A 12535-nucleotide genomic window follows, 5' to 3' on the forward strand; every position below is an offset into this window, starting at 1 on the left:
CAGGGCTGCTTTGCAGCCCAGCGGGAGCAAGCTCCCTCGCCACGGTTGTAGGCCCAATACTGTTCAGCCAGACACAAAAAACCCCGGTCTTTCGACCAGGGTCTTTGCTATCGATTGGAAGAAGCTCTTCAGCTTTCTTCTTAGCTTCAAGGCGTTCAGTGGGCCTCGAAGCAGATATGGCGCAGCGGACGGGACTCGAACCCGCGACCCCCGGCGTGACAGGCCGGTATTCTAACCGACTGAACTACCGCTGCGTATCGCTGTGGACTTGCGTCCATTTAACTCGTTTGATCCAAACCCGCGGGCTTGGATCTCGAACCAGGCGAACCTGCTTCGGAAAATATGGCGCAGCGGACGGGACTCGAACCCGCGACCCCCGGCGTGACAGGCCGGTATTCTAACCGACTGAACTACCGCTGCGCGTCGGTGGATGCTTTTGACAGCTTCCATCTTGCTTTCGCAAGACTCTCAAGAAACATGGTGGGTGATGACGGGATCGAACCGCCGACATTCTGCTTGTAAGGCAGACGCTCTCCCGGCTGAGCTAATCACCCTTTGCTGCGTTGAGGCCGCGAAATTTACGCAGGTACCGAAGCTAAGTCAATAGCAGGGTTGGATTTTTTTCAGAAACAGTTTCAAGCGACAAGTGCCAAGCTACAAGTAAAGCACCGGACCCGCACCACGCTGCTTGCAGCTTGAAACTTGCCGCTTGCAGCTGCTCCTTACTCATAAATCATTTTCTTGGTCATGCCGCCATCCACCACGAACTCCTGCCCCGTGACAAAACCGGCGTTGCGCGAAAGCAGCCATGCCACCATCGCCGCCACGTCCTCCACCGTACCCACCCTGCCCGCCGGATGCTGGGCGTGATCGGCATCGGTGAGCGGCTGCGCTCGACGTTGCGATGGGTCTCGCGCGTCGATCCAACCAGGGCTGACGGCGTTGACCCGAATCTCCGGCCCTAGACTGATCGCCAGGGCATGAGTCAGGGCCAGCAAGCCTCCTTTGCTGGCCGCATAGGCCTCGGTGTCCGGTTCCGACTGCGCGGCGCGGGTCGAGGCCAGGTTGACAATGGCCCCGTTGTGGGCACGCAGGTAAGGCGCGCAGTGCTTGGCCAGCAGCATCGGCCCACCCAGGTTCACCGCCAAGACCCGGTTCCAATGCGCCAGGTCCAGGCTTTCCAGGGTGATGTTGTGCGGGTCGGCGATGGCGGCGTTGCACACCAGCGCGTCGAGCCGCCCGAACTGGCCGAGCACTTCAGCGATAGCGGTGGCAACCTGGGCCTCGTCCGACACATCCATGGCGATGAACCAGGCATTGTCACCCAAGGTCTTCGCCACCTTGGAACCGCGCTCGCGGTCCAGGTCGGTGAGAACCACCTGCCAACCTTCACAGATCAGCCAGGCGGCAATCCCAAGGCCGATACCCCGCGCGGCGCCCGTCACCAGGGCTACCCGGCCATGAGTACCGCTCGGCGGCGTAGCCAGCTCGATCACAAGGCCGCCAACCCGCGGGCCAGGTCGGCTTGCAGGTCCGCCACGTCTTCCAGGCCGACCGCCACGCGGATCAGGCTGTCACGGATATCCGCCGACTCACGCTCCTGGGGCGACAGGCGACCGTGGGAGGTGGTGCTCGGGTGGGTAATGGTGGTTTTGCTGTCACCGAGGTTGGCGGTGATGGAGATCAACCGGGTCGCGTCGATGAAACGCCAGGCGCCCTCCTTGCCGCCCTTGACCTCGAAGCTCACCACCGCGCCGAAACCGCGCTGCTGACGCAAGGCCAGTTCGTGTTGCGGATGGCTCTTGAGGCCGGCGTAATGCACTTTCTCGATACCGTCCTGCTGCTCCAGCCACTCGGCCAGGGCCTGGGCATTGGCGCAATGAGCCTTCATCCGTAGGCCGAGGGTTTCCAGGCCTTTGAGGAAGATCCAAGCATTGAACGGGCTGAGGGTCGGCCCAGCGGTGCGCAAGAAGCCCACGACCTCTTTCATTTGCTCGCCACGACCAGCAACGACACCGCCCATGCAACGACCTTGGCCGTCAATGAACTTGGTGGCCGAATGCACCACCACGTCCGCGCCCAGCTTGAGCGGCTGTTGCAGCGCCGGTGTGCAGAAGCAGTTGTCGACCACCAACATGGCGCCCTTGGCATGGGCGATTTCCGCCAGCGCGGCGATGTCCACCAGCTCAGCAAGCGGATTGGACGGCGACTCGACGAAAAGCAGCTTGGTATTGGCCTTGATCGCGGCATCCCAACCGGACAGGTCCGCCAGGGGCACGTAATCGACTTCCACGCCGAAACGCTTGAAGTACTTTTCGAACAGGCTGATGGTCGAGCCGAAAACGCTGCGCGACACCAGTACATGGTCGCCAGCGCTGCAGAAGCTCATCACCACCGCCATGATCGCGGCCATGCCGGTAGCGGTCGCCACGGCCTGCTCGGCGCCTTCCAGGGCGGCGATACGCTCCTCGAAAGCCCGCACGGTCGGGTTGGTGTAACGCGAGTAGACGTTGCCCGGCACTTCCCCGGCAAAGCGCGCCGCGGCATCGGCGGCCGTGCGGAACACGTAGCTGGAGGTGAAGAACATCGGATCGCCATGTTCGGCTTCCGGTGTACGGTGCTGGCCCGCGCGAACCGCCAGGGTATCGAACGCTACGCCTTCAAGGTCGCTGTCCAGCCGACCGGCATCCCAATCCTGACTCATGCTGCCACTCCTGTAATCGGTTAAACGCAAACCGGCCCCTCGGGGCCGGTTCGTGACTCAGTTGTTGTACAGATCGATGATCGCGCTGACCGCCTGCGTCTTGGCCTTGGACGCGTCGTTACGCGCATTCTCGATCCGATTCAGGTAGGCCTCGTCGATGTCGCCGGTGACGTACTTGCCGTCGAATACCGCACAATCGAACTGCTCGATCTTGATCTTGCCGCCACCCACCGCTTCGATGAGGTCCGGCAAGTCCTGGTAGATCAGCCAGTCGGCGCCAATCAGGTCGGCCACTTCCTGGGTCGTGCGGTTATGAGCGATCAGCTCATGGGCACTCGGCATATCGATGCCGTAGACGTTCGGGTAGCGCACGGCCGGGGCCGCCGAGCAGAAGTAGACATTCTTGGCGCCGGCTTCGCGGGCCATCTGGATGATCTGCTTGCAGGTGGTACCGCGTACGATGGAATCGTCCACCAGCATCACGTTCTTGCCGCGGAATTCCAGTTCAATGGCGTTGAGCTTCTGGCGTACGGATTTTTTCCGTGCAGCCTGGCCCGGCATGATGAAGGTGCGGCCAATGTAGCGGTTCTTCACGAAGCCTTCGCGGAACTTCACGCCCAAATGGTTCGCCAGCTCCAGGGCCGCGGTGCGGCTGGTGTCCGGGATCGGGATGACCACGTCGATGTCATGGTCCGGACGCTCGCGCAAGATCTTGTCGGCGAGCTTCTCGCCCATGCGCAGGCGCGCCTTGTAGACCGAGATACCGTCAATGATCGAGTCCGGACGGGCCAGGTAGACGTGCTCGAAGATACACGGCGTCAGGCTCGGGTTGGTCGCGCACTGGCGGGTGAACAACTTGCCGTCTTCAGTGATGTAGACCGCTTCGCCCGGGGCCAGGTCGCGAATCAGGGTGAAACCAAGCACGTCCAGGGACACGCTCTCGGAGGCGATCATGTACTCGACGCCTTCGTCGGTGTGACGCTGGCCGAACACGATCGGACGAATACCGTGCGGGTCGCGGAAACCGACGATGCCGTAGCCGGTGATCATCGCCACCACCGAGTAGCCACCCACGCAACGGTTGTGCACGTCGGTCACGGCGGCGAACACGTCTTCTTCGGTCGGCTGCAGCTTGCCGCGCTGGGCCAGCTCGTGAGCGAAGACGTTGAGCATCACTTCCGAGTCGGAACTGGTGTTGACGTGGCGCAAGTCAGATTCGTAGATCTCCTTGGCCAGTTGCTCGACATTGGTCAGGTTGCCGTTGTGCGCCAACGTGATGCCGTACGGCGAGTTGACATAGAACGGCTGGGCTTCGGCCGAAGTCGAGCTACCCGCTGTCGGGTAACGCACATGGCCGATACCCATATGCCCGACGAGGCGCTGCATGTGACGCTGATGGAACACGTCGCGCACCAGGCCATTGTCCTTGCGCAGGAATAACCGGCCGTCATGGCTGGTCACGATACCGGCAGCGTCCTGGCCGCGGTGCTGGAGCACGGTTAGCGCGTCATACAGCGCCTGATTGACGTTCGACTTACCGACGATACCGACGATGCCACACATGCGACGCAACCCCTACTTAATGGATCTGAACTGAACAACACTCACTGCGGCGTTTTGGCCATCGGCAAGAGCTGTTCCTTGAACGGTATTTCAGCGGGTACGCTGATACCGCTGGCAAGCCACTGACTGCTCCAACCCAGGATCAGGTTCTTGGACCAGTCTGCGACCAATAGAAATTGTGGCACGAGCCGGGACTCCTGCCACCACGTATCCTGCTGTACCGGACCCAGGCTCAACAGCCCGACGGCCACGACCACCAGCAAGGCGCCACGCGCCGCGCCGAAAGCCATGCCCAGGAACCGGTCCGTCCCGGAAAGCCCGGTGACGCGAATCAGTTCGCCGATCAGATAATTGATCATTGCGCCCACCAGCAAGGTGGCGATAAACAAGATGGCACAGCCCGCGATCACGCGGGCCGAGGGTGTTTCGATGTATCCGGCGAGGTACTGGGACAGCGAGCCACCAAACATCCAGGCCACGACTCCCGCGATGATCCAGGTCAGCAGCGAGAGCGCTTCCTTGACGAAGCCGCGACTCAGACTGATCAATGCGGAGATGGCGACGATCGCAACGATCGCCCAGTCAACCCAGGTAAATGGCACGGTGCAGCCTACAGACGGATAAGGCGGCGCATTTTAGCAGAGCGCAGGGCTGTCGGTAAGCTGCGTGATTCAAATCGGCTAAATGGCTGTCAACCGCGCTCTGGCTGGAAGCGAACCACAAAACCCTTGAGGTTCTGCTGGCGATTGAGCAAGTCGCGCAGGCGGTCGGCCTCGGCACGCTCGATCAACGGACCGACAAAGACCCGATTCTTGCCATCGGCGGAACGGATATAGGCGTTGTAGCCCTGGCTGCGCAGGCTTTTCTGCAGTTTTTCCGCGCTCTCGCGACTGGTCAGGCTGGCCAGTTGCACCGACCAGCTCACCGACAGGCCGTTGGCATCGACGCGGCTCTGGGTGGTGTCTGGCTTGGGGGCAGCGGTGATCGGCTGGCTTGGCGCCGGTTTGATCGCCGGCGTCGCCGGGATGGGCGTTGGTGCTACAGCAGGCTTGGCGGGTGCCGCCGGGGCAGGCGCGGCAGCGGCAGATGCGGGCGCTGTCGGCGTGGACCCGACCGGCGCGGTAGGCGCGGCGGATTGTTCAGCCAATTCCGCGTCGCTCGGCACCGGCTCCTGGGGCAGTGCCTGCGGCTCGGGCACTGGCACGGGCTCGACTTGCACGGGTGGCACCGCAGGCGCTTGGGGCGCGGCCGGCGCATCAACCGTGACCTGGCGCTGCTCGTCCTGCCGGGAAAACAGCATCGGCAGGAAAATCACCGCCAGGGCCACCAACACCAGGGCCCCGACCATGCGCTGCTTGTAAGCCTTATCCAGCAATGCCATCTGCAGCTTCCTCCGTGGAGCGCCGGGCCAACCATTGAAGGGCCTCGGCAACGCAATAAAATGATCCGAACAACAGAATCTCGTCGTCTGCCGTCGCCAGGGCGCACTGCCCTTCCAGCGCGTCGGCCACGCTGCCATAAGCTTCCACCGAAGCGCCACGATGCTGCAACACCGCCTGCAACTCGCTGACCGGACGCGAACGCGGCGAATCCAGTGGCGTCACGGCCCAGTGCTGGACACTAGCACCCAACGCATCGACAACGCCATCCAGGTCCTTGTCCGACAGCAGGCCAAACACCGCCAGCCGCTTGCCCACCACGGGTCGACGCGCCAGGCGTTCAGCCAGGTACTGCGCCGCGTGGGGGTTGTGACCGACATCCAAGAGCACGTTGAGGCGCTTGCCTTGCCAATCGATCGAGCGGCGATCAAGACGACCGACAACGCGAGTCGCCTGCAGTGCCTGGATAATCCGTCCGGTGTCCCACGGCAGCCCGAGCAGCAGGTAGGCCTGCAGTGCCAGCGCGGCATTCTCCATTGGCAAGTCCAGCTGCGGCAGGTCACGCAGCTCCACCGGGTTGCCCCGAGCATCGCTGCCATGCCATTGCCAGTGCCGCTCCGTCATGGCCAGGTCGAAGTCCCGCCCGCGTAGGAAGAACGGGCAGCCCAGCTCGCGCACTTTATCCAGCAACGGTTGCGGCGGATCGAGGTCGCCGCAGAGTGCCGGCGCGCCCTGGCGAAAAATGCCGGCCTTCTCGAAAGCCACGGACTCGCGGGTATCGCCCAGGTAATCGGCGTGATCCACGCCAATACTGGTGACCAGCGCGATGTCCGCGTCCACGAGATTGACGGTATCCAGGCGACCACCCAGGCCGACTTCCAGCACGACCGCATCCAGGCCGGCACGGGCGAACAGCCAGAACGCCGCGAGCGTGCCCATCTCGAAATAGGTCAGGGAAGTCTCGCCCCGCCCGGCTTCCACCGCCGCGAAGGCTTCACACAGATCGGCGTCGGAAGCTTCGACACCGTTGACCTGCACCCGCTCGTTGTAGTGCAGCAGGTGCGGCGAACTGTAGACGCCGACACTTAATCCCTGGGCCCGCAGCAGCGAGGCCAGAAAGGCGCAGGTCGACCCCTTGCCGTTGGTGCCGGTAACCGTGATGACCCGAGGCGCCGGCTTGGCCAGTCCCATGCGGGACGCTACCGCTTGCGAGCGCTCCAGCCCCATGTCGATGGCCGATGGATGCAACTGCTCGAGGTAGGCAAGCCAGTCGCCCAGGGTACGTTCGGTCATAGGCCAGCAGGCGCCGGCGGAACCACGATCGGCTCGATTGGCGTGGCGACGAAGGTCGGCGTCGGCAGGCCCATCAGTTGCGCCAGCAGATTACCCAGGCGCGGACGCAGCTCCTGGCGGTGAATGATCATGTCGATCGCGCCATGTTCCAGCAGGAATTCGCTGCGCTGGAAACCTTCCGGCAGCTTTTCACGCACGGTCTGCTCGATCACACGCGGACCGGCGAAGCCGATCAGGGCTTTCGGCTCGCCGACGATGACGTCGCCCAGCATCGCCAGACTGGCGGAAACACCGCCGTAGACCGGATCGGTCAGCACCGAGATGAACGGAATGCCTTCTTCACGCAAGCGCGCCAGTACCGCGGAGGTCTTGGCCATTTGCATCAGCGAGATCAGGGCCTCCTGCATCCGCGCGCCACCGGAGGCGGCGAAGCAGATCATCGGGCACCGGTTTTCCAGGGCGTAGTTGGCGGCGCGAACGAAGCGCTCGCCGACGATGGCGCCCATGGAACCGCCCATGAACGAGAATTCAAAGGCCGACACCACCACCGGCATGCCCAACAGGGTGCCGCTCATGGAAACCAGGGCGTCTTTTTCACCGGTCTGCTTCTGGGCAGCGGTCAGGCGATCCTTGTATTTCTTGCCGTCGCGGAATTTAAGGCGGTCCACGGGCTCCAGGTCGGCACCCAGCTCAACACGGCCTTCGGCGTCCAGGAAGATATCGATACGGGCACGCGCGCCGATGCGCATGTGGTGGTTGCACTTGGGGCAAACGTCCAGGGTCTTTTCCAGCTCGGGACGGTACAGCACCGCTTCGCAGGATGGACATTTGTGCCACAGACCTTCAGGCACCGAGCTTTTCTTCACCTCGGAACGCATGATCGAAGGGATCAGTTTGTCTACCAACCAGTTGCTCATGCTTCTTTCTCCAGTACCGGCGGCCCGAACGCTCTGGTTCGCGGCCCCGCGTATGCCCTTGAGCTCAAATTCATTGTGCGGCGAGGAACGAGGATCGTCGCGGTCAGTGCGAAACATGACCTGCGCCCAGCCCAACCATCCCCCGCCATCCCGGCAACCGCTGCACTGCGATTGCCACTACGCTATCGGCCCACCCGTAGGCGGCGCCTGCCTGCTTTGAACAGTGCAGGTATGGACGGCGGCAGTCTGCCAGCCGTCACATTGACGACTGGCCGCTGCGCACAGCCGCCATGAATGCCCGGATCTTCGCCGGGTCCTTGATGCCCCTGGCCTGCTCCACCCCGCCACTGACGTCCACCGCGTAGGGTCGAACCTGGGCGATGGCGTCAGCCACGTTGTCCGCCGTCAGGCCACCGGCGAGGATGATCGGCTTGTCCAGGCCCTGCGGCACCAACGTCCAGTCGAACGCTTCACCGGTCCCTCCCGGAACGCCCTCCACGTAGGTGTCCAGCAAGATACCGCTGGCCCCGGAAAAGGCTTTGCAACTGGCGGCGATGTCGTCGCCGGCCTTGACCCGCAACGCCTTGATGTACGGTCGATGCCAACCCTCGCAATCGGCGGGTGTCTCGTCGCCATGGAACTGCAGGAAGGCCAGCGGCACCGCATCGAGGATTTCGCCCAGCTCGCAACGACTCGCATTGACGAACAGGCCGACCGGCGTGACGAAGGGTGGCAACGCCTGAATGATCGCTCGTGCCTGCTGCACCGTCACCGCCCGTGGGCTCTTGGCGTAGAACACGAGGCCGATGGCGTCCGCACCGGCGTCGACCGCCGCCAAGGCGTCTTCGACTCGGGTGATTCCGCATATCTTGCTGCGAACGACCGACATGGTGGATAAAACCTCAGGCAAATCCGTGGAAGTCCCGGATGGTAACAAATGCAGCGGAGGGCGTCAGCCGTCGAGTTCCGAGAAACCCGTGAGGAAATGTGGCCCGATGTAACGCTCAGGCAACTCGAATTCGTCGTGATATTCAACCTGGACCAGGTACAGGCCAAACGGGTGCGCGGTCACGCCTCCCGAGCGGCGAATGCGGCTTTCGAGCACTTCCTTGACCCATTCCACCGGCCGCTCACCCGCGCCGATGGTCATCAGCACACCGGCGATGTTGCGCACCATGTGGTGCAGAAAGGCGCTGGCGCGGATATCAAGCACGATCATCTTGCCGTGACGGGTCACGCGCAGATGATGCAGTTCCTTGATCGGCGACTTGGCCTGGCACTGCCCCGCGCGAAAAGCGCTGAAATCATGAACGCCGACCAGGTATTGCGCGGCCTCGGCCATACGCTCGACATCCAGCGGACGGTGGTTCCAGGTGATTTCTTCATTCAGGTGCGCTGGGCGGATCTGATCGTTGTAGATCACGTAGCGATAGCGCCGGGCGATGGCCTTGAAGCGCGCATGGAAATGCGCGGGCATCGCCTTTGCCCAACTGACGCTGACATCGTGCGGCAGGTTGATATTGGCCCCCATCACCCAAGCCTTCATCGAGCGCTCGACTTGGGTGTCAAAATGCACCACCTGGCCGCAGGCATGCACGCCGGCGTCGGTTCGTCCGGCGCAATGCAGCGACACGGGGGAATCGGCGACTTTGGACAGCGCGTCTTCAAGGGTTTCCTGCACCGTTAATACGCCGGAGGCCTGACGCTGCCAGCCGCGATAGCGCGAGCCTTTGTATTCAACGCCCAAGGCGATTCGGAAAAAGCCGTCGGCCGCCATTTCGGCGGCCGGGTTGTCTATGTTTGCCAAGGAATTACAGCCTGCTGAGGTACGCAAAGGCGGGCATTATAAAGCCGGCTGGGCGGGATGCTAGTGCAACAGGTGGGCACTGTGGGGAATGGACTGGCGCCATCGCGAGCAAGCTCGCTCCCACAGGGTTCTCGGGTGCTCATGGATTCTGCGCTCACCGCGAATCCTTGTGGGAGCGAGCTTGCTCGCGATGGCGCCAGCCCAGACGTTACAAAAGGCCTGCAAACAAAAACGGCAGCCCTCCCCGGCTGCCGTTTTTGTTTAACCGCTGACTCACGCCAGGCGCGACAACATCTCCTTCGCTTCGCTCTTCTGCGTGGCATCGCCTTCACTGAGCACTTCGCCGAGGATATCCCGGGCGCCGTCATTGTCGCCCATGTCGATGTAGGCCTGGGCCAGATCGAGCTTGGTTGCCACTTCGTCGGTGCCGCTGAGGAAATCGAAGTCCGGCTCGTCGTCGGCAGTCGCCAGGGCGTCTTCAGCAGTGAAGGTTGGCTGGCCTATGCTGTCGGACAGGCGATCCAGCTCGGCGTTGACATCGTCCAGCTCGGACTCGAAAGCATCCTTAGGCTGATCGTGGGCGTCCATCTCGTCGGCCAGGGACAGATCGAAATCCGCCGGCAGTTCAAGATCGTCGGCCGGCGTGTCATCCAACGCGGGCGTTTCGGCCGCTGGAATATCCAACCCCTTGAGATCGTCGTCCAGGTCCAGCAGGAAGTCTTCATCCGCCAAGGCGGGTGCCGGAGAGTCCGCGCCCAGGTCCAGATCGAACTCCGACAGATCGTCGAGGCTTTCGTTGGCCTCGGTCTGTTGCTTGAGCACCGATTCAAAACTCAGGTCATCGTCTTGCGGAAACGCATCCAGTTCGGCAAGCGGCTCGGGGGCTGGCGCGACCGGAGAGGTGTCCATGTCCTCCAGGCTCAGATCAAAAGCGCTGTCGAGCTCGTCGTCGGTCGGCGATTTGTCTTCCAACAGCTCCTTGACGTACTGGGCATCCAACTCAGCGGCGACGGCTGCCGCAGCCAGGCCTGCACCGGCGGCGACCGCCATGGCCGGGAAACGGCTCTTGAGCTGTTCGACCTGGGCGTAATTGTCGCCATTGGCGACCAACTGCCGCTCCTGGGCGACAAAGGCGTCGCGGTCGCCCTGCTGGCCGTAGACTTCCATCAGCTTCAAGCGCAGGTCGCTGCGCTGGGGCTCGGCCTTGATGCCTTGTTCAAGCAGGTCGGCGGCCTGATTCAAGCGACCACGATCGATGTGCGACTGAGCCTGGGGCAGCACGTCGTCCGAACGCTCCGCGGCCGGTGCTACCAGCGGTGCGGCTATGGGGGGCGTGACGACCACGGGCGCAACCACCGGGGCAGGCCTAGGGGCTGGCGCGGGGGCTGGCTTGGGTTCGAGCTTTACGCTGGGTGGTGGTACTTCAATGCCCTCGAAGCTGCTCGGGGGCAGATCGAGCTCCGGGGAGAAGTCGGCCTCCTCCTCGAGGGCTCGGGCCATGCGCAGATGTTTCTCGGCTTCCTGCTGGGCCTTGCGGCGGCGAGCGAGCAGCAGGAGCAGCAGCAAGAGGAGCAACGCACCGCCGCCAATCAGGCCCAGCAGGATCGGATTGGTCAGCAGGTCGTTGTATTTTTTCTCGTCGGCTGCGGCCGGCGCCGGTTCAACCGGCGGGGTCGCTTCCGGGGTGGCCTGGGGTGCCGGGGCGGCGGACGGTGCTTGTGCCGCTGGCGCGGGGGTCAGTTCCGCCGACATCGCCGGGGTGGCTTCGCCAGTGGGCGGGACCGCGACGCCTTCGGCCTGCATTTTCGCCAGTTGGTTGTTCTTCAGCTCGATCAGGCGCTGCAGTTTGTCCAGCTGGCTCTGAAGATCGGCCATGCGGCTCTTCAGTTCTTCATTGTCGCGACGAGCCGAATCGAGGCTTTCCTGAGTCACGGCAAGTTGGTTACTCAGGGCCTGGGCATCACCGGCTGCGCCTTTGCCTTTGGCACCCGCTTTCGCCGACTCGGCGGAAACCAGGCTCAGGTTATCGCGAGCCGCGCCCTGGGCCGGTGCGTTATCGCCACCGCCACGCCGGGTGGCGTCCACCTGCTGGCGTCCGTTACCCGCCCCGCTCCGACGCCCCTGGCGCCAGGCGGCGTTTTGAGCGGCCACTTCGGCAATGGCCTGGGGCTGCGGCAATGCCGTGCTTTGCACCGGATCGGGCAGGCGCAACACCTGGCCGGTCTTGAGCAGGTTGATGTTGCCGTCGATGAATGCGTTCGGGTTCAACGCCTGGATCGCCAGCATCGTTTGCTGCACCGAACCACCGTTGCGCACCTTGGCGGCGATTTCCCATAGGGTATCGCGCGGCGTCGTGGTGTATTGGGACGGCTTGGTAGCCCCGGTGACCGGCGAAGACACCACCTGGGACGGCTTCGCCCGAGCGGCGTCGGCGGCCTGCGGCGAGAACTTAGACGGATCGAGCAGTACGCTGTAGTCGCGCAGCAAGCGGCCGTTGGGCCACATCACCTGCACGAGGAACTTGACCATCGGTTCGGTCAGCGGCCGGCTGGAAGTCACCCGCAGGACACTCTTGCCGTTGGCGTTGATCACCGGTGTGAAGCTCAATTCATTGAGAAAGGCTTGGCGGTCAATGCCCGCCTTGGCGAATTCTTCAGGTGGGGCCAGGCTCGGCACCACCTCGGCGGCGGTCAGTTGCTGGACATCGAGCAGTTCGATCTCGGCCACCAGAGGCTGGTTCGGCGGCGACTTGAGGGTCAATTCCCCCAGCCCGAGCGCTTGCGCCATACCGGAGGACAGCGCCGAGGCGGCCGCTATTGCTAACACCAGTTTGCGAACTTGAACCATAGCCTCTTCCTTTGTTTGAACATTC

At 63.1% G+C, this 12535-nt stretch carries 10 protein-coding genes and 3 tRNA genes; all 13 read right to left on the reverse strand.

Annotation, left to right across the window (positions count from 1 at the left end; translation table 11 throughout):
* Nucleotides 1-177: 177 nt before the first annotated feature.
* A tRNA-Asp gene (locus M1D68_RS16855) sits at nt 178-254 on the reverse strand.
* 89 nt (nt 255-343) lie between these two features.
* Nucleotides 344-420: transfer RNA gene (locus M1D68_RS16860), tRNA-Asp, on the reverse strand.
* 58 nt (nt 421-478) lie between these two features.
* Nucleotides 479-554 (reverse strand) — tRNA-Val (locus M1D68_RS16865).
* Nucleotides 555-722: 168 nt separating this feature from the next.
* The gene (locus M1D68_RS16870; protein ID WP_434648356.1) at nt 723-1496 is read right to left on the reverse strand and encodes an SDR family oxidoreductase; all 774 of its coding nucleotides are present in this window, start codon (nt 1494-1496) and stop codon (nt 723-725) included.
* Nucleotides 1493-2704 (reverse strand): O-succinylhomoserine sulfhydrylase, encoded by a 1212-nt coding sequence (locus M1D68_RS16875; RefSeq protein ID WP_457967831.1) that lies wholly within the window; start codon nt 2702-2704, stop codon nt 1493-1495. The genes M1D68_RS16870 and M1D68_RS16875 overlap by 4 nt, the downstream gene beginning before the upstream one ends.
* Nucleotides 2705-2761: 57 nt before the next feature.
* Entirely contained in the window at nt 2762-4267 is a 1506-nt protein-coding gene (gene purF / locus M1D68_RS16880) for an amidophosphoribosyltransferase (RefSeq protein ID WP_305495814.1), read from the reverse strand.
* A 41-nt stretch (nt 4268-4308) separates the two neighbouring features.
* Nucleotides 4309-4869, reverse strand: a complete 561-nt coding sequence (locus tag M1D68_RS16885) for a CvpA family protein (protein WP_039593931.1) — start codon at nt 4867-4869, stop codon at nt 4309-4311.
* Nucleotides 4870-4958: 89 nt separating this feature from the next.
* Nucleotides 4959-5648 (reverse strand): SPOR domain-containing protein, encoded by a 690-nt coding sequence (locus tag M1D68_RS16890; RefSeq protein WP_434559811.1) that lies wholly within the window; start codon nt 5646-5648, stop codon nt 4959-4961.
* The gene (folC, locus tag M1D68_RS16895) at nt 5632-6939 is read right to left on the reverse strand and encodes a bifunctional tetrahydrofolate synthase/dihydrofolate synthase (RefSeq protein WP_457967834.1); all 1308 of its coding nucleotides are present in this window, start codon (nt 6937-6939) and stop codon (nt 5632-5634) included. The genes M1D68_RS16890 and folC overlap by 17 nt, the downstream gene beginning before the upstream one ends.
* Nucleotides 6936-7856, reverse strand: a complete 921-nt coding sequence (gene accD, locus M1D68_RS16900; protein ID WP_420765690.1) for an acetyl-CoA carboxylase, carboxyltransferase subunit beta — start codon at nt 7854-7856, stop codon at nt 6936-6938. Before accD ends, folC begins: the two co-directional genes overlap by 4 nt.
* A 256-nt stretch (nt 7857-8112) precedes the next feature.
* Entirely contained in the window at nt 8113-8745 is a 633-nt protein-coding gene (locus tag M1D68_RS16905; protein WP_434648368.1) for a phosphoribosylanthranilate isomerase, read from the reverse strand.
* 63 nt (nt 8746-8808) lie between these two features.
* A complete protein-coding gene (gene truA, locus M1D68_RS16910) occupies nt 8809-9633 on the reverse strand; it encodes a tRNA pseudouridine(38-40) synthase TruA (protein WP_434564131.1) in 825 nt (274 codons plus the stop codon).
* A 303-nt stretch (nt 9634-9936) separates the two neighbouring features.
* Nucleotides 9937-12510, reverse strand: coding sequence for a FimV/HubP family polar landmark protein (locus tag M1D68_RS16915; RefSeq protein ID WP_434559819.1), 2574 nt, complete (start codon nt 12508-12510; stop codon nt 9937-9939).
* Nucleotides 12511-12535: the final 25 nt, after the last annotated feature.

This window comes from Pseudomonas sp. R4-84 (assembly GCF_054130985.1).

What these genes read in the sequence shown, in the direction of transcription:
- M1D68_RS16875 (WP_457967831.1), bottom strand. Translation starts at nt 2,704, where the DNA reads ATGAGTCAGGATTGGGATGCCGGTCGGCTGGACAGCGACCTTGAAGGC.
- purF (WP_305495814.1), bottom strand. Translation starts at nt 4,267, where the DNA reads ATGTGTGGCATCGTCGGTATCGTCGGTAAGTCGAACGTCAATCAGGCG.
- M1D68_RS16890 (WP_434559811.1), bottom strand. Translation starts at nt 5,648, where the DNA reads ATGGCATTGCTGGATAAGGCTTACAAGCAGCGCATGGTCGGGGCCCTG.
- folC (WP_457967834.1), bottom strand. Translation starts at nt 6,939, where the DNA reads ATGACCGAACGTACCCTGGGCGACTGGCTTGCCTACCTCGAGCAGTTG.
- accD (WP_420765690.1), bottom strand. Translation starts at nt 7,856, where the DNA reads ATGAGCAACTGGTTGGTAGACAAACTGATCCCTTCGATCATGCGTTCC.
- M1D68_RS16905 (WP_434648368.1), bottom strand. Translation starts at nt 8,745, where the DNA reads ATGTCGGTCGTTCGCAGCAAGATATGCGGAATCACCCGAGTCGAAGAC.
- truA (WP_434564131.1), bottom strand. Translation starts at nt 9,633, where the DNA reads ATGGCGGCCGACGGCTTTTTCCGAATCGCCTTGGGCGTTGAATACAAA.
- M1D68_RS16915 (WP_434559819.1), bottom strand. Translation starts at nt 12,510, where the DNA reads ATGGTTCAAGTTCGCAAACTGGTGTTAGCAATAGCGGCCGCCTCGGCG.